This is a genomic window from Limnochorda sp. LNt, from assembly GCF_035593265.1.
In the GTDB taxonomy this organism is placed as follows: Bacteria; Bacillota; Limnochordia; order Limnochordales; family Geochordaceae; genus Geochorda; species Geochorda subterranea.
Genome location: NZ_CP141614.1, coordinates 285,259 through 310,177 on the forward strand (window position 1 = coordinate 285,259; position 24,919 = coordinate 310,177).

The following is a 24,919-nucleotide window of genomic DNA, read 5'->3' on the forward strand; positions in this document are numbered from 1 at the left end:
GGTGGGGGTGACGCCCGACTGGTCGCAGATGGCAGGAGGGGGCCGGCCACGTGCGGTGGTGACCGGCGGCGCCGGCTTCATCGGCTCGCACCTGGTGGAGGCGCTGCTGGCGGAGGGGTGGCGGGTCGGGGTCGTCGACGACCTCTCGTCGGGGAGGGTGAGCCGCGTCCCGCCCGAGGTAGAGCTCGCCGCCGTGGACGTGCGTTCGCCGCAGGCGCGCGACTTCATCCGCAGCTTTCGGCCCCGCGCCGTGGCGCACCTGGCCGCGCAGGTGAGCGTGGCGCGCAGCGTCGGGGACCCCCTGCTGGATGCCGACGTCAACGTGGGCGGCACCATCGCCATCCTGCTGGCCAGTCGGGAGGCCGGGGTGCGGCGCGTGGTCTTCGCCTCGTCGGCAGCCGTGTACGGGGCACCGGCCTACCTGCCGCTCGACGAGGGACACCCGTCGCGTCCCCTCTCGCCCTACGGCATCTCCAAGCTGGCCGGCGAGCACTACGTGCGGGTGCTGGCGGAGGCGTCGGGGGTGGGCTGGGTCGTGCTGCGCTACGCCAACGTGTACGGCCCCTGCCAGGACGCCCACGGCGAGGCCGGGGTGGTGGCGGTCTTCGCCGACCGGGTGGTGCGGGGCGATCGGGTGTTACCCGTTCACGGCGACGGGTTGCAGACCCGTGACTTCGTCTACGCCGGGGACGTGGCGGAGGCCACCCTGCGCGCCATGACGCTGGAGTCGGCGAGCGGCCGCATCCTCAACGTCGGCACGGGGCGGGGGACCAGCGTGCTGGAGCTGGCCCAAGCCATCTGGCGAGCGGCGGGCCGGGAGGGGCCTGTCCCGGTGGAGCACCAGGCGGCACGCCCGGGTGACATCCGCCACAGCCGTCTCGACGTGAGCCAGGCCGCGCAGGCCCTGGGATGGCAGGCGACCGTCGAGCTGGAGGAGGGGCTGCGGCGGACCCTGCGCGCCACGAGCCGCCGCGCGACATCGTGAGCGTGCCGATGAACCGGTCCCCCACCGGAGGGCATGCGCTGCTGGAGGCCCGCCAGCTGGTCAAGCGCTACGGAGGGCGAGCCGTGGTCGACGGCGTCACCCTCGAGGTGCGGCCGGGCGAGGTCGTGGGGTTGCTGGGGCCCAACGGCGCGGGCAAGACCACGACCTTCTACCTGATGGTGGGGCTGGTGCGGCCCGACGGCGGTCAGATCCTGCTGGACGGCCGTGACATCACCGCCTTGCCCGTCTATCGCCGGTGTCGCCTCGGGCTGGCCTACCTGGCCCAGGAGCCGTCCATCTTCCGGCGCATGACCGTGCTGCACAACGTGGAGGCGGTCCTGGAGCTCAGGGGGTGGGCGCCGGCCGAGCGTCGGCGCAGGGCGCTGGCATCGCTGGAGCGGTTCGGACTGGCGGAGCTGCGGGCGGCCCGGGCCGACACCCTGTCGGGCGGGGAGCGCCGCCGGGCCGAGATCGCCAGGGCCATGGCCCTGGAGCCTCGCCTGCTGCTGCTGGACGAGCCCTTCACCGGGGTGGACCCCATCTCCGTGGCGGAGCTGCAGCGAATCGTGCGGGCCCTGGTCGAGCAGGGCATGGCCGTGCTCATCACGGATCACAACGTGCGGGAGACGCTGGCCATCACGGACCGGGCCTACATCATCCACCAGGGGCGGATCCTGGTGGAGGGCCCGTCGCAGGAGGTGGCCCGCGACGAGGTGGCGCGCCGCTACTACCTGGGTGAAACCTTTTCGCTGTAATCCGGACGAATACGTGTAGGGGCGACCGGCGAGGCGGGCGCGCCGGGGCACCGTGCGGGCGAGGGGGGCCGGGCCATCTACAGCGTGGCGTTCATCGGGGCCCTGCTGGTGATGGCGGGGCTCATCGCCTTCATCGGAGATCGGGTCGGCATGCGGGTGGGCCGGAGGCGGCTGACCCTGCTGGGGCTGCGGCCTCGCCACACCTCGGTGGTCATCACGGTCCTCACCGGGGTCGTCATCGCCGGTCTCTCCCTCGGGATGCTGGTGGCCGCCTCCAACGAGGTGCGCCTCGCCCTCTTTCGCATCGACGAGATCCACGCGGTGCTGGCCGACAACCGCCGGCAGCTGGAGGCGCTCCAGCAGGAGCTGGATCGTCGCCAGCGGGCTCTGGCGGAGGCGACCGCCGCCCGGGACGAGGCCGAGGCCCAGCGAGACGCGGCGATGCAGGAGCGGGCCCGGGCGGAGTCCGAGCTAAAGCAGGCGCAGAGTCTGCTCGACCAGGTGCAGGGTGAGCTGGCCTCCGCCCGCCAGGAGCTGGCCCGGACCCAGCAACGGCTGGAGAAGACCCGGCAGGACCTCACCTTTCAGGTGGCGCGGGTGCAGCAGCTGCAGGAGCTGGGCGAGACCCTGGCCGCAAGGGTGCAGGACCTCGAGCAACAGGTGGCGTCGTTGCGTCGCACCGAGCAGGAGCTGAGCGACGCCATCATCGCCCTGTGGGGGACGGCTCAACGGCTGCATTACGGCAGCCTCGTCTACCGGCACGGCGAGATCGTCCTCTCCGAGGTGATCACGTCGGACGGGACGGCCGAGGGGGCGCGCGAGAGCCTGCTGGCATTCCTGCGGCGGGTCGAGTCGGTGGCGTCGGCCCGCATGGGGCAGGCCCAGGGAGGGGAGGGAGCGCAGGGGAGCGTCGTACGGCTTCGGCCCGACGAGTTCGACGAGAGCCTGGCCACGCTTGCCGGCGGCAAGGGCACGTGGGTCGTGCGGGCCCGCGTCGACGGCAATACCCTGGCCGGTGAGGCCGTGGTGGTGCAGATCGAGCTGATTCCCCGAGGCCTCGCCTACCAGGCCGGTCAGGTGGTGGCGGAGGTCGTCGTCGATCCGTCCCGGGAGCGCGTCGAGGATCAGGTGCTGGCCCTCTTGGGGCGGACCAACGAGCTGGCCATCGCGTACGGTGGCATGGTGACCGGGCCCGATGGCACCGTGGGCAAGTTGGTGAGCGCGGAGGAGTTCGTGCGGGTGGTGGAGGAGCTCCGGCAGATGGGGCGCCCGGCCCGTGTCGTCGCCCGGGCGGAGCGCGACACGTACAACACGGAGGGCCCGCTCTCCATCCGCCTCGACGTCGAGGCGCTCTCCGACGCATCGCAGGCTGGCAAAAGAGGGAGTCCAGGCTCGGGGTAGCAGGACCTGGTGGCCAACCGGAAGAATGAGTCCATCACCGTAGGTCCCGGCGAGTACGTCAACACAGCCCCGCAGGTGACCGGCCCCGAGCCAGGGCACGGCGGCCGCGGTCCCGGGCCGTGTCCGGTCTTGGCGGTGGGTGTCGATGACGTTGTGGAGGGGGTTCGCTCTACGATGTGGCGCAAGGGCCTGGCGGTCGTGCTCACGATGGTGGCGCTAGCGCTCGCGGTGCCCCCGGCGCTGGCCGAGGAGAGTCCGTTCGTCGACGTCCCGGAGGGGCACTGGGCCTATGAGGCCATCGCCAACCTGGCGGCTGCGGGATTGGTGCAGGGGTATCCCGACGGCACGTTCGGCGGCTCGCGGATGCTGACCCGCTACGAGGCCGCCATGATCTTCTCCCGCATGCTGACCCGTCTCGAAAACGTCATCCGCCAGGACGTGGCCGGTGAGGTGCAGGGCCTGTCGGCGCAGGTCGCAGGTGACGTGACCCAGCGCGTGATGGCCCGCGCCACCTCCGAGATCCAGCAGGCCATCATGGCCGCTCGGGAGGCGCTGGCCCGGGATCTGACCCAGATGGTGGAGGAGAAGCTGGCGCAGGCCCCGCCCACGACGGTGGAGCGGGTCGTGGTGGAGCGGCAACCGCAGGTGACGGAGCGCGTCGTCGTCGAGCAGGCGTTCGAGGTCAACGACGAGGTGCGGGCCGCCATCGCGGCCGTGGTGGCCGACGAGGTGCAGCAGCGCCTGAGCGGCGAGCGCCTCGAGCGGCTGGCTCGGGAGCTGGCGGGCACGCAGGCCTTCGCGGACGGAGTGGACGCCATCCTGCAGCGCGAGCTCGGGCCGGTGCTGGGCCTGCAGGGGCTCGACGTCGAGGTGGCCGCCCTGCGCGGTGACGTCGATGCCATCCGCTCCGTGCTCAACCGGCGGGTGGATCAGCTCGCGGCCGACATCGAGGCCCTGCGCAGCGCCCAGGAGGGGCTGGGGCAGTCGCTGAGCGCCGTCAACGACCTGGCGGTTCAGAGCGTCCAGCGTGTCGGCGCCCTCGAGTCGCAGGTGATCGGGATGAGCGGCCGCATCGACAGCCTGGAGCAGTCCGCCGCGCAGAAGGCGGCGCAGGGTGACGTCGATGCGCTGAGCGGGCGGGTCCAGCAGCTGGAGCAGACCAACCGGCGGCTCACGTGGGCCGTGGTGCTGCTGGGGCTCGCGGCCGTCGCCGGTATCTTCATGCCCATGCCCTGACGAGATCGGGTGCCCACCGGGCCCGGCGCGCGCCGCCGGGCCCGCTTCGTTTTGGGGGCAGCTCCGGTAGCAGGCCGTTGGGCGCGGGCGGGCCGGCCGGCAAGGGTGGGGACGCCGTCGGCGTGGCGGGGCGCGTGCGTCGGGTGATGGCCATCGACCCCGGGCGTGCCAAGTGCGGGGTCGCGGTCGTGGAACCGGGAGGCGGCGTGCTGCACCGGGAGGTGGTGGCCACCGCCGACCTGGAGCGACGCGTCGTCGTGCTCCTCGCCCGGTACGCCCCCGACGTGCTCGTGGTGGGCGACCGGACGGGCTCCGGGCCTATCGCCCGTCGCCTCGGGGCCCTGTCCGAGGTGCGGGCCCTGGGAGGCGTCGTTGCCGTCGACGAGCGCGACAGCTCGCTCGAGGCCCGTCGTCGGTACTTCCAAGCGATGCCCCCGAGGGGGCTCTGGAGGCTGGTGCCCGCCGGCCTGCGGGTGCCCCCCGTCCCTGTCGACGACTGGGCAGCCGTCGTTCTGGCGGAGCGCTTCTTGTCGAGTCATGGCGGCGGGGGGGGCCGGATAGGATCTTTTGCCGCAGGGCCGCGCGCCCGTTGGAGCGAATCGCACGCCGTGGAGCCCTCCGCAAGATGCGAAGCGTAGGCGTCGCTTTTAGGAGAGCATCCTCGAGGCGGACGTGGTGCCAGGCGGCACTGGTCGGCCTGATGGCCCTGGCCCTGGGGGCCGCGGGGGCCGCGAGCGCTGCCGAGCCAGGCGACAGCGGCTATGCCGTGCGCCTATACGGTCCGCTGGCGCAGCTACCCGCTGGCCACTGGGCGTATCAGGCCCTCGAGGACCTGATGCGGGTGGGGCTGGTGGTCGAGTACACGCCCGGCCTCTTCGACGCGGACCGCGTCATCACGCGGTACGAGGCGGCGCTGCTGCTGGTCGACGCCTTTCGCCGGGCCGACGCCGTCACGGCCGAGGCGCAGGGCCCCACGCGCCTTCGGATGCTCTCGCCCGACAGGCTGGTGGGTGCGGCCGTCTCCGGTGCGGATGCCGGTGCCCGGCTGAGGGAGACGGTGCGCGCCCTGGGGGAAGAGTTTACCGAGGAGCTCAAGGTGTTGGGCTTCGCGATGGAAGGGGTCGCCCCGCCCTCGACGCCGGAGCTGGCCGCCACGGGCACGTTGCGGATGCGCTCCAGTGCCTCCTCGTCCATCCTGCCGTCCGCGGGGGCGCCTCGCCTTCCCGTCGCTCCCGAGGCACCGGAGCAGATGCCGAACGCGGAGGCGGACGTGCCTGAGACGACGGAGCAGGCCCCGGTGGCGGAGACGGGGCCGCCCCAGCCGCAGGCGTCGGTGGGGGTCGGCGGGACGCCTGACGTATCGGCCGGGCTGGCGCCTCCACGGGTCGGGCTGGACGGGCCGGTTGCCTCGATGGCCTCGGCGTACGAGCTGGGGATACGTCTGGCCCTCCCCTCTCGCTGGGACGTCGACGGGCAGGTGGACCTGACGACGCTCACCCCCACCCAGCTGGGCTTGCTGGTCGCGGGGCCCGACCCCAACCGGTGGCTGTGGGCACGGGTGGGCAACGTGGCCTCCCCGTCGGGGGCGAGCCTGGGCCTGGGGGCGACCGACGAGCCGCTGACCCTGCAGGGCATCGAGGCCCGGCTCCTGGGAGGAGACGCCCGGACGGGGATCGTGGTGGGCGAGTCGGTGCCTGCCATCCCCCTCGCGGGGGAGCAGGGGCGAGAGAAGAAGACCGTCGCGGTCCTGGACGGCTCGCTGGTGCTGTCGCATCAGGTGGTGGTGGGGGGCGCGGTCATCCGCGCCAGCGACGACCTGACCCGGCTGTGGGAGCTCGGGGAGGGAGCCACCGTCACGTCGCTGTCGGGGCGAGTGGCGCCCCTGCCGTGGTTGTCCATCACGGGGGAGTACGCCCAAAACCTCTGGGCCCTGCCCCTGGTGGCGTCGGCCATGCGCCTGGGCGCCACGCTGCGCCTGGGCGATGTGACGCTGGGTGCGCGGGTGGGGCGCGTCTCGCCCGAGTTCCAGCCGGCCCTGGGGACCGCGCGACCCGGCGACGAGGTGGGCGTGGATGCGACGGTGGATCTTGGCGACGTTCGCCTGCGGGCCGGCACCGGACGCCGCAACCTGGTGAGCGCGACCGGCGCGCCCCGCCCGGAGCTGACGACCTCCTTCGGGGTGCGCATCGGCTGGCTGGCGGGCGCAACCGTGGCGGCCGACTACGAATTGATATCCGTGGAAGATCTGGAAGCCGGCCGCGACCGGGCCAGGACCCGGCTGGGCGTGGGCTGGGAGACGCCCGCTGCCCGGATCCAGATGGGCCTCGAGTGGGGACCGCGTGAGCCGTACGATGCCGAAGGGACACAAGACGGCCAGCTGGAGGCGAGCGCCTCGGTCTCCTACCGGCTCAACCCGTACTCGGCGGTCATGCTGGGGTACCGGCTCATCGACTTCGGCCGGGATGCCGGGCGGGAGGCCGGAGCGACCGCCCAGATCACCGTGCGGTTTTGAGGGTGCCGCTCGCTGCGGGAGGAGGCAGGCCGATGCGGGGAGGCATGGGTCGAGCGTGGGCCGTCACGGCCACCGTCGCGCTGACGGGGATGGTGGTCGCGAGGGTCGCGCTGGGCGCCGTGGCGCAGGGGATCGAGGGCGTCCCCATCAGCCAGAAGGTGGCCAGGGTCTATCAGGCGGTCTCGGGCTCGCCCCCGCCCGAGGGCAGCGGGTTGCGTGACCAGATCGACGCCGCGACGCAGCTGCTCTACGGCGCCAACTGGCAGAGCAAGGTGAGCCCCAGCCTGGTCGATCGGGTCAACCAGCTGGTGCAGGTGGTGAGCCTGGGCGACCCCAACGTCTCGCTGGTCAGCCGCATGCTGGCCATCGAATGGAGCATCAACCAGAGCCTCTACGAGTGGGAAGTGGCCAACCAGCCCGACGGGTTGCGGCTACCGCCGGCCACCTCCATCACGGAGCCGCCGCTGCGCCCGCTGCGGGAGCGGGTCGCCTGGGTCGAGCGCCTGCTGTACGGGCGCGAGCAGTCCGGTGGCCTCGTGGAGCGGATCGACCGGCTGGCCCGTGAGGTGTGGGGCAGCGCAGCGGCCTCGCGGCTGGCGACCAAAGTGGTGCGGGTCTCCGCCAACGCCGGGCAGGTCCGCATACGGCTACTGGGCACCATCAGCAACGAGCGCGACAAGGCGAGCGTGCCGGGGCAGAAGGTGCCGTTCATCGTCGTCGACTCGCTGGTGCTCGACGGCGCGCTGGTGTTGCCGCGGGGTGCCATCGGCATCGCGACCGTCGAAGATGTCCAGACGCCCAGCCTGGGCCGGCCCGGCCGCCTGAGCGCCTCGGGCATCGTCTGGGCCGTCGACGGCATGCCGCTGGGGGCGACCCTCGGACTGAGCGAGCAAGCCGAGGGGAGCGGGGTCAACCCGCTGGGAGCGGCCCTGAGCGGTCCCATCGCGGCGCCGACGGGGTTGCTGGTGCAGGGCAACGCCCGCACCCTGGAGCCCGGCACCGTGCTGGTGGCGTCCATCGGCCCCGCGCCGGGCTGGCGCGAGGCGCCGGTCATCAACGCCATGGTCCAGTGAGGCGGCTGCATCCGCTTCGCCTCGGCCGGCATCCGTGGACACGGATGCCGGGTGCCTTCGGATTGTCGTCACGGCGGTGGGCTCGCCCCGCGTCCCGGGGCGGGGCCGCCGCCCGATGACCTGTCGCATGGCCGTCGTGGCCGCAGGCCAGGCGGCTCCCTCCTGTCTCCCCCGCGTGCGAGGCTGGTCTCTCCCAGACAAAAGCCGACGGATATCGGCAGGAGCCCCCGGTCGGGGATGCAATAGAAGAAATCTATGGGCACGGGGACGTCCTTTTCCACCCATCCGGCAGATTTCGAATCCAGTTAAAAGCATTCGAGGCTCATCGAGTTGGCGGAGATGGCGAGGGTCGTCATGCATCGAGCCGCTTGCGCCTCGGGTGAGACGGCCGTGAACCCGTCGAGAGCAGCTGTGTGGGCGGTGTTGCTCTGCCTGCTGCTGGGGGCATGGGGCGCAGCGGGTTGGGCACAGTCGGCCCAGCCGTACCGGCTTGGTCCAGGCGACGTGCTGGAGATCAGCGTGTGGGGCCAGCCCGACCTCCGCGCGGTGGTGGAGGTCCGACCGGACGGATACGTCAGCTTCCCTCTGGCCGGCGACGTGCTGGCGGAGGGAGTGAGCCCCGCAGAGCTCGCGCAGTCCATCACCGAGCGTCTCGAGGGCTACATCCGGTCGCCTCAGGTCACCGTCATCGTCCAGCGGTTTCGGACCATCCGCGTGCAGGCGCTGGGCGCCGTGCGCCAGCCGGGCACCTACGCCCTGCCACCCGGGGCCACCGTCACCCAACTCCTGGGGGCAGCCGCCGGGCTCACCGAGGAGGCGGATCCGTCGGGAGCGGTCCTCTCTCGCCGCACCGCCTCCGGAGCGATCCAGCAACACCCGGTGGACGTGGAGGGGCTCCTGGACGGTCGCGTCGGCGAGGTCTGGGCGCTGCAGGACGGCGACGTGCTCTTCGTCCCTCGGGGCCGGCCCGCGCTGGTCATCGGGGAGGTGCGCCAGCCCGGCGCCTACATGGTGAGGCCCGGCATGCGGGTGCTGGACCTGCTCGCGGCTGCCGGGGGCCTGACGCCGCAGGCGGCAGGGGAGGCCGCGACCCTGACCCGGGCCACTCCGGACGGCCGGCAAGAGGTGCTCCCGCTCGACCTGCCGGAGCTGCTGCGACGGCCCGATTCGGCGCACAACGTGGCGGTGCGGGCGGGGGACCTGCTGGTGGTGCCGACGGCCGGCCATCTGGCCGTCCTCGGGGAGGTCCGACGCCCGGGGACCGTGCGCCACCGCTCGGGCATGACGGTGAGCGAGGCCTTGGCGGAGGCCGGTGGCCCCACCGACGAGGCCGACTTGCACCGGGTGTGGCTCGTGCGGGGTGGCGCCGACGGTTTGGTGGGCGAGGGCGGCCGTGCCGAGCTGGATCTGGCCGGCCTGCACGGAGCCGGCGAGGGGCGACAGGCTCCCAGCGATCCCGCCGCGGTCGCGGCGCCCCGCCTGGCGGTGCAGCCGGGGGACATCCTGGTGGTGCCGCGGGCGCAACGCGACGTGGTGGTGCTGGGGGCGGTGGCGCGCCCGGGCACCTATCCACTGCGCAGCGGCGCCCGCCTGCTCGACGCGCTGGCCGCAGCCGGCGGCGTGGTGCACGAGCGGGCCGGCGAGGAGCTGACGGTGCGGCGGCAGGGCCGCTCCGAGCCGCTGCGGGTGTCGGTGCGGCAGCTGGTGGAGCAGGGCGACCCGGCCGCCGTCAACGTGGCGCTCGAGCCCGGCGACGTCATCTTCGTGCCCGAGGTGGAGCGCCAGGTGGCGGTCGTGGGTGAGGTGCTGCGTCCGGGCAGCGTGCCGTACCGGGCCGGGATGACGGTGGCCGACGTGCTGGCGCAGGTGGGGGGCCTGACCGAGCGGGCGGACCCGGCCCGCGCCTCCATCCACCGGCTGTCGGGGACCGGGGAGAGCCAGCCGCTACCGGTGGACCTGCGGGCCATGGCGGGGGCGGAGGGCTGGTCCCAGGCCGCGGTCAGCGTGGCGGTGCAGCCGGGGGACATCCTGGTGGTGCCACGGGCGCAACGCGACGTGGTGGTGCTGGGGGCGGTGGTGCGCCCGGGCACCTATCCGCTGCGCAGCGGCGCCCGCCTGCTCGACGCGCTGGCCGCAGCCGGCGGCGTGGTGCACGAGCGGGCCGGCGAGGAGCTGACGGTGAGGCGGCAGGACCGCTCCGAGCCGCTGCGGGTGTCGGTGCGGCAGCTGGTGGAGCAGGGCGACCCGGCTGTCAACGTGACGCTCGAGCCCGGCGACGTCATCTTCGTGCCCGAGGTGGAGCGCCAGGTGCTGGCCCTGGGCGCCCTCCTGTCGCCGGGAGCCTTCCCCTATCGTGAGGGGCTGCGCGTGCTGGACCTCCTGGCGCGGGCGGGAGGGCCCCGCCCCGATGCCGACGAGCGTGCGGCCGTCCTCAACCGGGCGGGCGGCGAGAGCGTCGCCATCGATCTGGCTCTGCTCCAGCGACAGCCCCGGTCGGAGCTCAACGTGGCCCTGGCGCCCGGTGACGTGCTGTTCGTGCCGCCGTCGCGCCAGGTGTTGGTGCTGGGCGAGGTGGGACGCCCCGGCGCCTACTCCGTGCCGGCAGGCGCCCGCGTCACGGACGTCCTCGCCCTGGCCGGCGGGGTGCGGCCCGATGCGGGCGTCACCACCCTGATCCTCACCCGCCGCTCGGGGGCGGATGGTGCTGACGGCGCCGTGTTGCGGCTCGACTACGCCCGGTTGGTGGAGGGCGCCGATGCGGCCCTCAACGTCGAGGTGGAGGGGGGAGACGTCCTCTACGTCCCCGAGGGACGCCGCCACGTCTTGGTGCTGGGGCAGGTGCAGCGGCCCGGCCTGTACGCCATCCCGACCCCCGGCCCCGTGCGGCTGCTGGACGTGCTGGCCCTGGCCGGCGGGCCCACCCGGCGGGCGGTGCTGGATGCGGTGGGCATCCTGCGTCCGGACGGCCAGTCCACCACCGTGACGACGGGGCGGGGGTCGACCCTCTTCCAGGGGCGCGCCGCCGACAACCCCGTCATCGAGCCCGGTGACGTCGTCTACGTGCCGGAGACCCGGTGGCCCGACTGGAGCCAGATACTGGGCGTGCTCGAGGGGATTTACCTCTTCCAGCAGATCGTGGGAGGCTCGTGAAGCCCCGGACGGGGCGGGAGGGATAGGGCATGGCCGCTCATCCCGAGGTGATGGATGACGAGATCGACCTGCGAGCGTACGCCCGTGCGCTGTGGCGCCGACGGTGGCTCATCGGCGGGGTCACCCTGGTGGCTGCGGCCGCTGCCGTGCTGGTGACCCGGGCGACCACACCGCTTTACGAGGCGACCACCACGGTGATCGTGCGTCCCAGCGCGACGGGCCTGGCCCTCCAGGAAAACCCTGCCGCGGCGCTGCTGGGCGGCGGCCGCCCGGCCCTGCAAAACTACGTGGAGCTCCTGCGCAGCCGCACGGTCATCGAGCGGGTGGCCCGCAGCCTCTACGGTGCCGACGGGGTGACGGCCGAGCAGTTGGAGCGCCTGCGCCGCTCCGTCTCGGTGCAGCCCGTCAGCAATACCGACGCCGTGCGCATCTCGGTGCGCCTGCCCGATCCAGCCGAGGCGCAGCGGGTGGCCAACGCGGTGGTCAGCAGCTTCGCCGAGTTCAACCGGGAGATGAACCAGTCGGAGGCCCGCTCGGCCCTGGCCTTCATCGAGACGCAGCTGCGCCAGGTCCAGGAGAGCCTGCGCTCCGCGGAGAACACGCTGCTCAGCTACCGCGAGGCCAACCGGCTGGTGGAGCCATCCCAGCAGGCCCGCGCCGCGGTCGACAAGCTGGCCGACCTGGAGAAGATGCGGGCCAGCGCGCAGATCGCGCTGCGGGAGTCGGCCACCCGGGCCGCCGAGATCCGCACCCAACTCGAGAAGCAGGGGCCCACGCTCATCTCGTCCACCACCATCGCCTCCAACCCCATGATCCAGAGCTACAAGCTGCGGCTCAGCGACGTCGAGGCCCGCCTGTCGGCGGCACGCCAGAGCCTCGCGCCCAACCATCCCCAGATCGCCGCCCTGGAGGCCGAGGCGGATCAACTCCGCCGCCTGATGGGTGAGGAGGTGGAGCGGGTCGTCTCGGCCCAGACCGAGACCCTCAACCCCATCTACCAGGGCCTCGTGCAGCAGCTCATCGGCCTGGAGGCGGACCAGCTCGCCCAGCAGGCGCGCCACGAGGCCGTCCAGCGTCTCATCGCCCAGGAGGAGGCGGCCCTCCTGGCCCTGCCGGCCCGCGAACTGGAGCTGGCCCGCCTCGAGCGGGAGCGGCGGGTCAACGAGGAACTCTACGTGATGCTCCGCACCCGCTACGAGGAGCTGCGCATCCAGGAGGCCTCGGTGGTGGCGGACATCCGCATCATCGACCCGGCGGTACGGCCGGAGAGCCCTGTCTCGCCGAGGCCCTTGCTCAACCTGGCCGTGGCCACGTTCCTCGGGCTCTTCGCCGGGGTGGGCGCCGCGCTGGTGCTGGAGCTGATGGATACCAGCGTGCGCAGCGAGGAGGAGCTGGAGCGGCTCCTGGGTGCCCCCGTGTTGGGCCGGATCCCCGAGTGGACCGAGCTGACCGAGGGGAGGGGGCCGGACCGATGAGAGGGCGGGCGGGCCGCGCGTTGCCGGTCCATCCCAGCGGGCCGCCGCTGGTGATGGAGGGCGACCAGTACAGGCTGGTGGCGGAGGCCTTCCGTAGCCTGCGCACCAATCTACAGTACGCGGCCCTGGGGTCGCCGCTGCGCATCCTGACGGTGACCGCGGCCGGCCCCGACGAGGGCAAGAGCTCCATCACGGCCAATCTGGCCGTGGCCCTGGCCCAGGGCGGGACCCGGGTGCTGGCGGTCGGGGCCGACCTGCGGCGGCCGGCGTTGCACCGGGCCTTCGACCTGGATCACAGGGTCGGCCTGACCAGCGTGCTGATGGGGCGGATGTCACTGGAGGAAGCCGTCCGGCAGACGGAGCCATGGGGCGTCGACGTGCTGCCGTCAGGCCCCCTGCCGCCCAACCCGGCCGAGCTGCTGGGCTCCCGGCAGATGGCGGCCCTATTGGAGGAGATGCGGCAGCGCTGGGAGCTGGTGCTGCTCGACACGCCGCCGGTTGTGGCCCTCAGCGATGCCGCGTTGCTCGCCGCCCGTAGCGACGGCGTACTGTTGGTCGTGACCGCTCACCAGACTCCCCGGGACGTGGTGGTGGCCGCTCGCCGCCAGCTCGAGCAGGTGGGCGCGCGCATCCTGGGGGTGGTCCTCAACCGGGTGCGGCCGTCGGAGTCGGGCCGCTACCACTATTACTACGATTACTACTCCCGCGACGGCTCATCGGACGAGGCGCCCCGCGACGGGCGGCCCTCCCGGGCCCCCAGAGCCCCGGCCAGCCTCGACGAGCGAGGGGGCCGGGTGCTGGCCGACCGCACCGCCGGAGACGGGGACGCCTGATGGCCATCGGTGGCGGCCAAGGATTCGTGGATGTCCACCACCACCTGTTGCCGGGGCTCGACGACGGGCCCCGGGACTGGGGCCAGGCTCTGGAGCTGGCGCGGGAGGCGGCCCGCGCCGGCATCCGCACCGTGGTCGCGACGCCGCACGTCCGTCCCGGCCGGCCCGGCCAGCCTACCCGGGCCGCCGTGGTGGAGATGGTGGACGAGCTGCGCTCCCGGCTGGCCTCGGAAGGCGTCGAGCTCGAGGTGCTGCCGGGGGCGGAGGTCTACCCGGTGCCGGACCTGCCCCGGTGGCTGGCCGGAGAAGGCGGGGCGTCGTGGGAACTGGGGCAGGGCAGCCAGGTCCGGTATCTGTTGCTGGACCTGCCCTTCGACCGGTTGCCGCCCAACTTCGACCGGCTCATCTTCGAGGTGGCCCTGGCCGGCGTCACCCCCGTCATCGCCCACCCCGAACGCAACCGCCAGCTGGCCGAGCGCCCGCAGCTGCTGGCCCCGCTGGTGGAACAGGGGGCCGTGGTGCAGGTGACCGCCGGCAGCCTGGTCGGCGGATTCGGGCGAGAGGCCCAGCAGGCAGGCCTGTGGCTCGTGCGCCGAGGTCTGGCCCGGGTGGTGGCCACCGACGCCCACGACGTCGTGCGACGCTCGCCCCTGGCTATGCGGGAGGCGTGGCGTCACCTCTCCCGACACGTGGGCGTGGCCATGGCCGAGCACCTGTGCAGCCGATGGCCTCTCCAGGTGGCGCGGGGCGAGCCCCTCGACGCGGCGTCGCCCTTGTCCGGCGCAGCGCCCGAGCGCCGCGCACCGGCCGGCGTCCGGAGCCTGGCCCGCGGTCTGCGGGCGTGGTGGGAGCGCATGGTGAGCTCCGTCTAGCATCTCGATGAGACGGGGGCGAGTACGATGCCGGAGTACCTGCAGATTCCCGTCGAACGGATCCGCTGCGAGCAGCAGGTGCGCCGGACCTTCAGCGAGGCATCCATCGACGGGCTGGCCCAGTCGCTCAAGGAGGTGGGGATGCTCCACCCGGTCCTGGTCATCCCCGACGACGACGGCTCGTACCGGCTCGTCTCGGGTGAGCGGCGGCTGCGGGCGGCGATGCAGGCCGGCGAGCGACTGGTGCCCGCCCTGGTGGTGCGGCAGCCCCGGGGCAGCATCACGCAGATCCAGCTCATCGAAAACCTGCAACGCGAGGATCTCAACCCGGTGGAGCGAGCGCTGGCCATCCAGGCCTTCATGCAGCAGGAGAGCCTCTCCAAGGCCGCGGCGGCGGCGCGCCTGGGCATCCCGCGCACGACCCTGACGGACTGGCTGGACGTGCTGGAGCTCGACGAACGCTACCAGGCCGCGCTGGTGGACAACTTCACCGGGGGCGACTCGCCCCTCACCCTCTCCCACGTCTCGGAGGCCCGGGCGCTCGCCGCCCGGCTCGGCAGCCCCGGCATCGCCAGCGTGCTGCTCGATGCCGTGCTGGAGCACCGGCTCAGCAAGGCCGAGACCCGCCAGGTGGCGCAGCTGGTGCGGGAGCACACCAACCTCAGCATCCAGCAGGCCGTCCGCATGGTACGGTGGAGCCGCGACGGTGCGGCCAGGGCCCAGCGTGGACGTCCCGACGCGGACGGCGCCCGTGAGGTCGCCGCCGCCAGCGATGGTGCCTCGACGCCGGGGGCGGCCCACGAGGGCCGACGGCGGGCCGAAGGCTTCGCTCCCATCATCCGGAGCCTGGATCGGGTGCGACGCGCGCTGGCCGCGCTGGTGGGGGGCGCCCTGCGCCACACGACGCCCGAGGAGCGGGTGCAACTCGTCGAATACCTGCAGAGCCTGCGGCGATGGATCGATGACGCCATCGCCTTCACCCGGGAGATGGACGACCCCGCCCTGGCGGCGCAGCGGCGCAAAGCCATGGCCGTCGCCCTCAAGAAGGCGGCCCGGCGCCGCCGCCGTGAGGAGCGGCGACAGGCCCTCAGGGCCGAGGGGACGACGTCGTCAGTCGCTCCGGATGGTGTCGCGTCCAGTACCGGCGGTAGCCCTGCAACACTTGACCCAATGGCGTGACGAGCTCCAGGGTCGCCCGAGCCTCGTCGGCCGCCGGTCCGCCGCCCATCTCCCTGGCCTCCAGGGCCTGGAGTCGCCGCAAGAGCCCCGCGTCGTCGAGGCCGTCGCGCATCCCGTCGAGCACGGTCTCGCTCCACCGGCGCAGTTGCCGCTCCACGGCCGCAAGGTGCTCCTCGACGCCCTCCGTCACGGAGCCGAAGTGCGTCAGCACCAGCTGCCGGGGGCGGAGCTCGCGGGCACGCCGCAGGCTCGCGATCCAGGTCTCGACCTCCAGCTCGGGCGGCATCGCGGGGACGCGCACGTAGGGCAGCTGCGGGAGGCGTACCCCTGCCAGGTCGCCGGCGAAGAGGAGGCTCCCGTCGACCCGGAAGACGACATGATGGGAGGCGTGACCGGGGGTGTGGTAGGCCTCCACGTCGCGCCCGACGAAGGCGAGGCGCACGCCGTCCTCCAGCGGCCGGAGGCGGTCCTGGGGGACGGGCGTGATGGCCTTCCAGAGACGCTCCATGGCGTCGCCGAAGACCCGGCTGGCGCTGGCCCACAGCCGCGAGGGGTCGGCCAGGTGAGGCAGGCCCACCGGGTGCACGTAGACCGCGCACCCCGTCTGTCGAGCCAGGCGACCCGCCGCGCCGGCGTGATCGAGGTGGATGTGGGTCAGCAGGACGGCCTCCAGGCGGGCCGGCTCCAGCCCTGCCTCGCTCAGGGCGGCCAGCAGCCCCTCGTAGGTGCTCTCCGGGCCTGACTCGACCAGGACGAAACGGCCGCCCGGCCCCACCAGGGCGAAGGCGCCGATGCCCCCCGGCTTCCCCTGAAACATCAGGTCGAGCCCCACGATCCCGTCGGCGACGGGAAAGGCCCGTCGCGACGCCACTCCGGCCATGCCATCCCGGCCTCCTCCCCGCGAGTGGTTCGCATCCGACGCGGTCCCTCCTGCGTCGCCCGACCCGGAGCGCCGTCGTGAGCCCGGCAGGGGTGGCCGCCGACGGTGCCGAAGCACTCCCGCTACCACCATCGCGACGGGAGGCGCCGAGCCGTGCAAGCAGGGTCCGTCGCCATCCAGGAGTTGCGCCCGGGCCGCACCACCATCGGCTTCATCGGCCTCGGCATCATGGGACGGCCCATGGCCCGCAACCTGCTCAAGGCGGGCTACCGCCTGCGCGTGCACAACCGTAGCCGCGGCCCGGTGGAGCAGCTGGCGTCGCTGGGGGCCATCCCCGCCTCGTCGCCGGCGGAGGCGGCCTCGGAGGCCGACGTGGTCATCACCATGCTGCCCGACTCGCCGGACGTCCAGCGTGTGGTGATGGGCCCGTCGGGCGTGCACGAGGGGTTGCGCGCCGGTGGCGTCCTCATCGACATGAGCACCATCTCGCCCATCGTCACCCGCGAGCTGGCCGCCCAGCTGGCCGAGCGGGGCATCGCGATGCTGGACGCGCCGGTCAGCGGGGGCGAGCGCGGGGCGCAGGAGGCTGCCCTCTCCATCATGGTGGGGGGCGACGAGGCGGTCTACCGGGCCTGCCTGCCCATCCTGGAGGCCCTGGGGCGCAACATCGTCTACATGGGGCCCTCCGGCGCAGGCCAGGTGACCAAGGCCTGCAACCAGATCGTCGTGGGCGTCACCATCCAGGCGGTCAGCGAGGCGCTGGTGCTGGCCGAGCGGGCCGGGGTGGACCCGGCGCGCGTGCGTCAGGCCCTGCTGGGCGGCTTCGCTCAGAGCCGCATCCTCGACATCCACGGCGCCCGCATCCTGCAGGGCGACTTCCAGCCCGGCTTCAAGGTGCGGCTGCATCGCAAGGATCTGGGGATCGCCCTGGCGACCGGCCGATCCTTGGGCGTGCCGCTGCTGGCTACGGCGCTGGTCAGCGAGCTGTTGGGCGCGCTGGAGGCCAGGGGCCGGGGCGAGTGGGACCACGCCTCTCTGGCGACACTGGCCCGTGAGCTGGCGGGCACACCGCCGGGAGGGCCGGCGGCGTGACGGTAGAGGCTCCGCCCCGTCTCCGGGACCCTGCCCGGCCCTCAGCCACCGGGTCCGGTGCGCTGGCCTGGGGCCGGCTCTGGGTGCGGTGGCGCACCCTCATCGTGCTGGCCCTGGCCGCAGCGATCTACGCCCGGCTCTACTACGTCAACCCGGGCGGCACCGTGGCGTGGACGCTGCTGGTGGGGCGCTGGACCCTCACCATCCTCCTGACCATCACCTTCGCGATCGTGCAGTTCATCGCGATCTTCTGGTTCTTGGGGCGCGCCCAGATCTACTGGGTGCAGCCGGGTGAGACCGGCGTCACCTTCGACGACTACCGCGGCAATCCCGAGGTGCTGGAGCAGGCGCGCCGCGTGGTGACGCTGCTCAAGGGCGTCAAGGGATTCAAGGAGATGGGCGGCGAGGTCTCGCGCGGGATGTTGCTGGTAGGTCCGCCCGGCACCGGCAAGTCCTATCTCGCGCAGGCCATCGCGACCGAGGCCGGGATCCCCTTCGGCTACCTCTCGGCGGCCTCCATCCAAAACATGTTCTTCGGGGTCTCCAACCTCAAGATCATGAACATGTACCGCAAGGCCCGCCGGCTGGCCATGGAGCACGGGGCCTGCATCGTCTTCCTGGACGAGTTCGACGCCATCGGCACCTCACGCACCCGCCAGCAGGCCGGTGCGGCCGTCCCCATCTTCGGGGGCATGGGGCTGCTCAATGAGCTGCTGCTCCAGATGGACCCGCCCCGGCTCGAGCCGCGCTGGTGGGCCCGGCTCCTCAGGAGCCTGGGCTTCCGGCCACGGCCGGGCCCTCAACCCATCGTCTTCACCATGGCGGCCACCAACATCGCCGACGTGCTCGATCCGGCCCTGCTGCGGCCGGGGCGCTTCGACCGGCAGATCGTGGTGGGCCCCCCTGATTTCGAGGGCCGCAAGGAGATCGTGGCCTACTACCTCGGCAAGGTGGCCCACGACCCCTCGCTGGAGAGCCGCCTCGACGAGCTGGCCGCCGACATGACGGGCTATACGCCGGCCAAGATCAAGCACGTCATCAACGAGGCGGTCATCAAGGCCCACTTCGACGGGCGAGGCGCCATCACGTACGAGGACATCGTCTACGCGCGGGAGGTCCACGAGCTGGGCCTCAAGCAGCCGCTGCGCTCCATGCTGCCCGAGGAGCGCCGTCGCCTGGCCTATCACGAGGCGGGTCACGCCGTAGCGCAGCTGCGGCTGTTGCCCCACGAGCGAGTGGTCAAGACCACCATCGTGCGGCATGGCCAGGCGCTGGGCTTCTCGGCCACCCGACCGGTCGTGGAGCGCCTCACCCAGAGCCAGGAGGAGATCCTGGCCCGCATCCAGGTGAGCCTCGCGTCGCGGGCAGCGGAGGAGATCTTCCTGGGGACCCGGCTGTCGGGCGCCGTGGCCGATCTCGAGACCGCCACCCGGCTGGCCGCTGCCTACATCGGGGCCTACGGCATGGACGGCACGCTCTACTCCTATCCCGCCCTCAGCCCCGGTCCACCCGACGAGCAATTGCGCCATCGCATCAACCGCCTGCTGGACCGCGAGAAGGCCCGGGTGGCCGATCTCTTGCGAGCCCAGGCCCCCCTGGTACACGCCATCGCCCGTCACCTCATCGAGCGCGACGAGCTGGTCGGCGCCCAGATCGTGGCGCTGGCGCGCCTCTTCGACGAGGGCCGGCTGGCTCCGGACGGGACGGTCCTCGAGGAGCCGTCCTCGCCCGCTGCGGCCCCGTCGGCCGATGATGACGCCGAGGCGTCGGAGGCCGAGACGGGCGCATCTCGCGGGCCCCGCACCGTCGGCGAGGTGGCGGTCGGCGGGCGGGCGGCCGCGATGCGGGCCGCCACCTCGTCAGAGCGCGCCGCGTCGGCGCAGTAGAGCGATGGCCTGTGCGACGTCGGGGTCCTGGCCCGCCTCCCACGCGCGCAGGTAATGGCGGTCGAGCGGCACCGTCACGTCGGGCACCACGGGGCCTACCAGGGGGTCTCCCCGGGCCGAGTAGAAGCGCCCGGTCGTCACCTGCACCAGACCCCCGCCCGGCAACTCCAGGGTGGCAGCCAGCTCGCCCGCACCCGGGCGCGTCGGGCGCCCCACCAGGACGGCCCGGCCGCTCTGCCGGAGCCCGAAGGCCATCAGCCCGAAGGCACTCACCTCGTCGATGAGGATGGCCACCGGCTGCTCGTACCGGTCCGCCGACGTCGGCGCGGGCACCAGAGGGTTGGCCGACGCCGTTGCCCTCTGGGATGGCAGGCCCACCAACCCCTGTCGGGTCACCCAGAGGCCCAGGGGCTGGTCGGTGAGCAGGCCGGCGATGTGGGAGAGGGTGGCGTACGCCCCCGCGCCCGAGCTGTCCCGGAGGTCGAGGATCAGGGCCCGGGTGCGGTAGAGCTTGCGCAGCTCGGCCAGGGCCGCCGTCTCCATGCCGGGGTGGAAGTGCGGGAGGTGGAGGTATCCCACGTTGCCGTCCAGGACCCGTGACACCGCCCGGGGCTCCCACGCGACCGCCTGGCGCGTCAGCTCCACCGACACGCGCGAGCCGTCGGCGCGTTCCAGCTGGAGGCGCACCCGCGTGCCGGCGGCACCCCGGATCTCGGCCGCCACCTCATCGAGGGGTCGCCCCTGGGTGGGTCGCCCGTCGACGGCCACCACCAACGCCCCGGCCCAGACCCCACCCCGGGAGGCCGGCCCTCCGGGCAGCACCTGCCGCACCAGGGGATACTCCTCGGGGCCGGTGGAGAGGCGCACCCCGATGCCCACCACCTGGACGCGAGGCGAGGACGGCACCTGGGTAGCCCGGGCGGAAGGTTCGACCACGACGGTGAGGGGATCGCCCAGGGACGCCACCATCTCGGCCGCCAGGCGATACCCGTCGGCGTCGGGTGCGGCGGCCCTGGCCAGGTACCGCTCCAGCAGCGCCTCGTCCCAGGCGGCGCCGCCGAACCCGGGGTCGAAGTAGTGGTCCCGCACCGCCTGCCAGGCGGCCCGCACCACGTCGGCCGGTGGCGGAGGGGGTGGCGGCGCCGGTGCGGCGAGGACCCTCCCATTCAACGCGAGCATGGCGACAGCCAGGGCGACCCCCGCGACGGCTCTCACCGGTGGCTCTCCCCTCTCCACGGGGCTCCCCTCTCGACTCTGCGTCGGCCCCGTGTCCACCCGCCACGAGCAATCTTTTTGCAAGCCGGCTGCAATCCCCTGGCAACTGCAGGGGGCTATGCTGGCCTCGACGGGGGGCGGTGGACGATGCTGAGCGAGCGGGCCGGACGACGCCTTTGTGGCGTGCTCTGTGCCGGGATCGCAGCCGCCATCTCGGTCGCCTTCGTCAGCTTTGCCCTCGCAGCCATCGGGGTCTGTGTTGGCTGCGTGGCCGGACTCTTGGGGGCGCTGTAGCCCTCCAAGCTTGCGTTGCGCGTGCGGCAAGCCCCCCGTGCGCAAGGCAGGACGGCAGGCTCCTTCGGGAGCCTGCCGTCCGTTTAGGGACGTCACTCGTCACGCCCGGTGCGCCCGGCGCCGTGCCCTGCCGCCGCATCAGGGGATGGGCTCCGGCAACGCCGTGATCCAGCGCACCGCTGCCGCCTGGACCTCCTCCTGCCAGGGCACCTCCACGTACTCGTTGGCCAGCCAGGCCCCCATCACGCCGGGCACGGCGGGCGAAGCCGCCGGCGCCGACGGGTCCGGCGGCACGGCCGGCGGGACGGGACCATCGGGCCAGGCCAGATACGTGGTGACGGCGCCGGGGCGCATCTGCACGATCAGGCGCACCGACGGCCCGGTCGTGAAGCGGAAGCCCGCCGCCGATGACGCGCGGGGGTCGTAGCCGGAGGCGTCCACCACCTCGAAGCCGCCGTCGACCGGCGTGCCCGGGGGCCGGACGCCGGTGGTGGCCTCCGCCGACGCCTGCTCCGCCACGGGACGGCCGATGAGGTCCAGGCGCACCAGGCGGTGCAGCATGCCCCAGCGCAGATCCCGCAGTGTCCGCACCCCGCCGAACGCGCTCGCCAGCGGCCCTCGCAGGAGCCGCAACGCGTCCTCGAGGCTGACGAGCAGGATCAGGTCCCGTTCGTCAGCGGGCGACAGCTCCAAGCCCGGCGCATCGAAGAGGGCGAGTCCCGCCGCCCCCACACCGCCGGTCCGGTCGAAGTGCTCCAGGTGGTGGAGGACGACCCGCAGTGCCGTGGAGCCGTCGGGCCGCGGGAGGTCGGGGCCGAGCCGTGCGATGGCCGCATCGACCGTGTGCTGGATGAGGCGTCCCACCATGACGTTGAAGAGGGTGGCGGCGACGCTGGCCTGCACCTCCGCCTGGTCGGGCTCCCGGGCGACCAGGTGCTCGCCGGGCGCCACGGTGTCGGAGGCATCCCACCCGTCCGGCAGGCCCGTCGGGGTCGAGAAGTCCCAGCTCGCCAGGTAGCCCATCGCCTCCCGCATCTCGGGGGTGACCAGCCGTGCCAGCGGCTCGGGCGCGTCGGCTCGTTGGGCTCGCTCCCACGCCGCCAGTATCCACGGGACGAGCCGCCTGGCCGACAGCTGCACGACGTCGCTCTGGATGGCCATCGCATCGGTCACCGACAGCCGCCCGGCGCGCCGCGCCCGGTCCCGGATCAGCTCGGTGATGCGGCCCGCCCGAAAGCCGATGCCGTACGACGGGGCGAGGTAGTAGATCCCGCCGTTGCTGCGCCGGTCGTCGAAGGGGTCCCCGTCCAGCGTCACACCGATGGGATCGTTGTTGGCCGAGACGATGAAGCCACTGACCGGGTTGACGACGTGCGGCATCTCCGAGGGCGGCAGCACCTCGAAGGGAAGCCCCTGCCCCTCGGGAAGCGGCTCGTCGGACGGCCACGGGATCCAGTCGTGCTGCAAGGTCCCCGTGCCGTCTCGGAGCAGGAAGGGGGCCCACGCGAGCCCGCCGTCGACGAAGCCCCGGTCCAGATCCCGGCGGAGGGGCAGCTCGGCACCGGCGAAGTAGGCGATGTTGCCCTCGACGTCGGCGTAGGCCCAGTTCTGCGAGGCGGCGTCCATGTAACGCAGCCCGTCGACGAAGTCGTGCAGGCCGCGGGCCCGGTTCCACCGGTGGAAGCTCTCGCCGTCGTGGGTGGCGTAGGCGCCCGTCCACTGGACGGTCAGGGCCTGGCCGGTAGACTCGTCCATCCGCACGATGGGGCCGTGCCGGGGCACCACCAGCACGGCCTGTGGCACACGGTCGGCGGGCGCCGCCACCAGGTCGTCCATCCGCCCGTTGTCGGGCCGGTTGACCAGGAAGCGCTGGGGCAGCACCTCGACGGCCTCGAGACGCCCCTCGTACTGGGTGTAGAGGCGGCCGTCCCGCTCGACGAGCTGCTCGACGAACGTGTCCGTCTGATCGGCGGGATGGGTGGTGGCGCCCCAGGCCACGAAGCGGGTGTGCCCGAGGATGACCCATGGGACCCCGGGCAGCGCCACGCCCAGCACGTCGATGGATGGTTCGCTCTCCTGGGGGCCCCTCGCCACCAGGTGCTGCGGGTACCAGACGGGCGGGTCGGTGATGGGCAGGTGGGGGTCGTTGGCCAGGATGGGATAGCCTCCCTCGGCCAGCGAGGGGCCGATGACGAACCAGTTGCTGCCGAGCGCCCCCAGCGGGAGCTGGCGGGCCCCCTCGGCCGCTGGCAACTCGGCCAGGCTGCGCCACCACTCCACCAGGAGGTGGCCGGCGGCGGCCGCCTCGCCCGATGGTCCCGCAGCCGGCAGCCCCGCGTCAGCGACCCGGGGCGCGTAGCCCACGGCGTCGGGCACGGTGGCGGCCGGGTCCGAAGGCGCCGACCGCCACAGCTCCAGGAAGGCGGCCAGGCCCTCCTCGGCCCCGAGCCTCTCCATGTAGGCCTGGGCGATGGCCCCGTACTGAGCGTCGAGGCCGAAGGAGAGGCTGAACCCGACCAGCTTGAGGACCGAGATGGAGTCGACCGGGCGCCAGGGCCGCACCCGGCTCAGCTCGAGCGCTCCGTACGCCTCCGGCAGGTTGCCGCTGCGGACGGCCTCGTCGATGAAGGCGTTGACGCCGGCGGCGTACGCCTCCAGATCGGCCCGAGCCCCCTCCGAGAGGCGAGCCAGCGACGCGGCCGCGGCCCTCGAGAGCCCCAGGGTCCGCATCTGCACATCCTCCCCCAGGGCGGCCTCGCCCACCAGCTCGGCCAGGGTCCCCTCCGCCCGGCGGCGGCTGACGTCCATCTGGAAGAGGCGGTCCCGGGCGTGCAGGTAGCCGACGGTGAAGAAGAGATCCCACTCGTCGGTGGCGTAGACGTGGGGGATGCCGAAGCGATCCTCGACGACCCGCACGGGCGCTCGCAGGCCCGACCAGACCTGGACGGCCTCGGTCGGCTCCACCGGGTCGACCACGTCCGCCACCGTCGCTGCCGTGGCCGCCGCCGGACCCACCCATGCAGCGACCCCGGCCAGCAGCCAGATCAACGCCCGCATTCTCGGCCCTCCTGCCGGCTCGCTGCCAGGGTTGAGTTGGCATTCGCCGACGCGGCGCGAAGATCCTGGAAGCCGCCGGGCCGCCGGCGGCGGGTCAGCCGGCCGGCTCGGGCCCTGTGGGTCGGGTCAGGGGTACGAACCAGTAGAAGCGCTGCAGGGGGATGATCTGGCGGGACAGCACGTTGAGCGGCTTGCTGGCCAGAACGAAGTGGTCGCCCAGGACGGCCAGCACCTCCGACAGCCCCATCCGCTGCGCGGGCTGCTCGTCGGCGGCCCGCCGGTAGGAGGCCTCCCCCAGTCGCACGTACTCCTCGGGCTCACGGGGCCGTCGCTGGCGAGCTCCCCACGCCGCCGTCACCCCTCTCGGCCGGCCCTGCGGCCTCGAGACGTGCTCGGGAAAGAGCCCGACCAGGAATAGGCTCACGTCACCCAGGCGCTTGTAGACGGCGAAGCGCCGCTCGGGCTCCACCATCTCGGCCATCTCCATCAGGTCGTCCACGTCCATGTCGGAGAAGACCCGTCGCTGGTAGGCCAGCCCGCGTCGCACCAGCACCGCCCGCGAATCGGTGCGCACGAAGCTGGCCATCATGTGCGCCAGGTACGGCAGCACTCCCGGTCGCTCCAGCAGCCGGACGGTGCGGCTCGCGTCGAAGACGGGCAGGTGCCCCTCGGGTGCCCTCTCCACCGTAAACGCCGCATCGCGCAGCAACTTGCGCACCCGTCGCAACAGCACGGTGAAGAGGAGCTGCGGCGAGACCTTGAGCAGGATCTCGTCGTCTGCGACCATCCGCGCGAAGAGCCGCTCGTCCTCCAGCAACACCTCCAGGAAGTCGGGCTTGTCTCGGATGATGTCACGGATGCGGTCATGGTCGGTGCGCCGGGTCGCCGTCGCCCTGACGATGAACTCCAGGTCCCGGTCCGTCAGCCACCGGGTAGGATCCGACAGGCTGATGCCCTGGTCGACCAGCCACTCCCACGCCACGGTTGCCGTGACCCCCTCGGTCCCCCTAATATTGTAGGCTGT

General features: G+C 72.9%; 18 protein-coding genes. 14 read left to right on the plus strand and 4 right to left on the minus strand.

The window, feature by feature from the left end; translation table 11 throughout:
* Nucleotides 1–7: 7 nt before the first annotated feature.
* The 12 genes from VLY81_RS01455 (at nucleotide 8) to VLY81_RS01510 (ending at nucleotide 15,471) form a co-directional block, all read left to right on the plus strand.
* The gene (locus VLY81_RS01455) at nucleotides 8–985 is read left to right on the plus strand and encodes an NAD-dependent epimerase/dehydratase family protein (RefSeq protein WP_324669253.1); all 978 of its coding nucleotides are present in this window, start codon (nucleotides 8–10) and stop codon (nucleotides 983–985) included.
* Between the two features lie 8 nt (nucleotides 986–993).
* Nucleotides 994–1,740, plus strand: coding sequence for an LPS export ABC transporter ATP-binding protein (gene lptB, locus VLY81_RS01460; RefSeq protein WP_324669254.1), 747 nt, complete (start codon nucleotides 994–996; stop codon nucleotides 1,738–1,740).
* An 84-nt stretch (nucleotides 1,741–1,824) separates the two neighbouring features.
* A complete protein-coding gene (locus VLY81_RS01465) occupies nucleotides 1,825–3,141 on the plus strand; it encodes a DUF3084 family protein (protein ID WP_324669255.1) in 1,317 nt (438 codons plus the stop codon).
* 174 nt (nucleotides 3,142–3,315) lie between these two features.
* Nucleotides 3,316–4,377: an S-layer homology domain-containing protein gene (locus VLY81_RS01470; RefSeq protein ID WP_324669256.1), complete on the plus strand. Its 1,062-nt coding sequence runs from the start codon at nucleotides 3,316–3,318 to the stop codon at nucleotides 4,375–4,377.
* Nucleotides 4,378–4,499: 122 nt separating this feature from the next.
* On the plus strand, nucleotides 4,500–5,015 hold the full coding sequence (locus VLY81_RS01475; protein WP_324669257.1) for a RuvC family protein: 516 nt from the start codon (nucleotides 4,500–4,502) through the stop codon (nucleotides 5,013–5,015).
* 62 nt (nucleotides 5,016–5,077) lie between these two features.
* Nucleotides 5,078–6,889: a hypothetical protein gene (locus tag VLY81_RS01480; protein WP_324669258.1), complete on the plus strand. Its 1,812-nt coding sequence runs from the start codon at nucleotides 5,078–5,080 to the stop codon at nucleotides 6,887–6,889.
* Nucleotides 6,890–6,933: 44 nt separating this feature from the next.
* On the plus strand, nucleotides 6,934–7,962 hold the full coding sequence (locus tag VLY81_RS01485; RefSeq protein WP_324669259.1) for a hypothetical protein: 1,029 nt from the start codon (nucleotides 6,934–6,936) through the stop codon (nucleotides 7,960–7,962).
* Between the two features lie 390 nt (nucleotides 7,963–8,352).
* The gene (locus VLY81_RS01490) at nucleotides 8,353–11,112 is read left to right on the plus strand and encodes an SLBB domain-containing protein (RefSeq protein ID WP_324669260.1); all 2,760 of its coding nucleotides are present in this window, start codon (nucleotides 8,353–8,355) and stop codon (nucleotides 11,110–11,112) included.
* Nucleotides 11,113–11,141: 29 nt separating this feature from the next.
* Nucleotides 11,142–12,587 (plus strand): GumC family protein, encoded by a 1,446-nt coding sequence (locus VLY81_RS01495; RefSeq protein WP_324669261.1) that lies wholly within the window; start codon nucleotides 11,142–11,144, stop codon nucleotides 12,585–12,587.
* The gene (locus tag VLY81_RS01500) at nucleotides 12,584–13,420 is read left to right on the plus strand and encodes a CpsD/CapB family tyrosine-protein kinase (RefSeq protein ID WP_324669262.1); all 837 of its coding nucleotides are present in this window, start codon (nucleotides 12,584–12,586) and stop codon (nucleotides 13,418–13,420) included. Before VLY81_RS01495 ends, VLY81_RS01500 begins: the two co-directional genes overlap by 4 nt.
* 26 nt (nucleotides 13,421–13,446) lie before the next feature.
* Nucleotides 13,447–14,292 (plus strand): tyrosine-protein phosphatase, encoded by an 846-nt coding sequence (locus VLY81_RS01505; RefSeq protein ID WP_324669263.1) that lies wholly within the window; start codon nucleotides 13,447–13,449, stop codon nucleotides 14,290–14,292.
* A gap of 27 nt (nucleotides 14,293–14,319) precedes the next feature.
* Nucleotides 14,320–15,471, plus strand: coding sequence for a ParB/RepB/Spo0J family partition protein (locus VLY81_RS01510; RefSeq protein ID WP_324669264.1), 1,152 nt, complete (start codon nucleotides 14,320–14,322; stop codon nucleotides 15,469–15,471).
* Here VLY81_RS01510 and VLY81_RS01515 read toward each other — a convergent pair.
* A complete protein-coding gene (locus tag VLY81_RS01515) occupies nucleotides 15,380–16,351 on the minus strand; it encodes an MBL fold metallo-hydrolase (protein WP_324669265.1) in 972 nt (323 codons plus the stop codon). The genes VLY81_RS01510 and VLY81_RS01515 overlap by 92 nt on opposite strands.
* A gap of 153 nt (nucleotides 16,352–16,504) precedes the next feature.
* Between VLY81_RS01515 and VLY81_RS01520 the strand changes: the two genes are divergently transcribed.
* Entirely contained in the window at nucleotides 16,505–17,443 is a 939-nt protein-coding gene (locus VLY81_RS01520; protein WP_324669266.1) for a 2-hydroxy-3-oxopropionate reductase, read from the plus strand.
* Nucleotides 17,440–19,329 (plus strand): AAA family ATPase, encoded by a 1,890-nt coding sequence (locus VLY81_RS01525; RefSeq protein ID WP_324669267.1) that lies wholly within the window; start codon nucleotides 17,440–17,442, stop codon nucleotides 19,327–19,329. The genes VLY81_RS01520 and VLY81_RS01525 overlap by 4 nt, the downstream gene beginning before the upstream one ends.
* On the opposite strand, the gene VLY81_RS01530 is transcribed toward VLY81_RS01525, so the two are convergent.
* The 3 genes from VLY81_RS01530 to VLY81_RS01540 all read right to left on the minus strand — a co-directional run bounded on the left by VLY81_RS01530 (nucleotide 19,303) and on the right by VLY81_RS01540 (nucleotide 24,877).
* Entirely contained in the window at nucleotides 19,303–20,544 is a 1,242-nt protein-coding gene (locus VLY81_RS01530; protein WP_324669268.1) for a S41 family peptidase, read from the minus strand. The two genes, VLY81_RS01525 and VLY81_RS01530, sit on opposite strands and share 27 nt — an antisense overlap.
* Nucleotides 20,545–20,976: 432 nt before the next feature.
* Entirely contained in the window at nucleotides 20,977–23,895 is a 2,919-nt protein-coding gene (locus VLY81_RS01535) for a penicillin acylase family protein (protein WP_324669269.1), read from the minus strand.
* A gap of 94 nt (nucleotides 23,896–23,989) precedes the next feature.
* Nucleotides 23,990–24,877, minus strand: coding sequence for a hypothetical protein (locus VLY81_RS01540; protein ID WP_324669270.1), 888 nt, complete (start codon nucleotides 24,875–24,877; stop codon nucleotides 23,990–23,992).
* Nucleotides 24,878–24,919: the final 42 nt, after the last annotated feature.

Excerpts from the sequence above, each read along its gene's own strand:
- VLY81_RS01470 (WP_324669256.1), top strand. The coding sequence starts at position 3,316 with ATGTGGCGCAAGGGCCTGGCGGTCGTGCTCACGATGGTGGCGCTAGCG.
- VLY81_RS01510 (WP_324669264.1), top strand. The coding sequence starts at position 14,320 with ATGCCGGAGTACCTGCAGATTCCCGTCGAACGGATCCGCTGCGAGCAG.
- VLY81_RS01480 (WP_324669258.1), top strand. The coding sequence starts at position 5,078 with ATGGCCCTGGCCCTGGGGGCCGCGGGGGCCGCGAGCGCTGCCGAGCCA.
- VLY81_RS01535 (WP_324669269.1), bottom strand. The coding sequence starts at position 23,895 with ATGCGGGCGTTGATCTGGCTGCTGGCCGGGGTCGCTGCATGGGTGGGT.
- VLY81_RS01515 (WP_324669265.1), bottom strand. The coding sequence starts at position 16,351 with ATGGCCGGAGTGGCGTCGCGACGGGCCTTTCCCGTCGCCGACGGGATC.
- VLY81_RS01485 (WP_324669259.1), top strand. The coding sequence starts at position 6,934 with ATGGGTCGAGCGTGGGCCGTCACGGCCACCGTCGCGCTGACGGGGATG.
- VLY81_RS01500 (WP_324669262.1), top strand. The coding sequence starts at position 12,584 with ATGAGAGGGCGGGCGGGCCGCGCGTTGCCGGTCCATCCCAGCGGGCCG.
- VLY81_RS01495 (WP_324669261.1), top strand. The coding sequence starts at position 11,142 with ATGGCCGCTCATCCCGAGGTGATGGATGACGAGATCGACCTGCGAGCG.
- lptB (WP_324669254.1), top strand. The coding sequence starts at position 994 with ATGAACCGGTCCCCCACCGGAGGGCATGCGCTGCTGGAGGCCCGCCAG.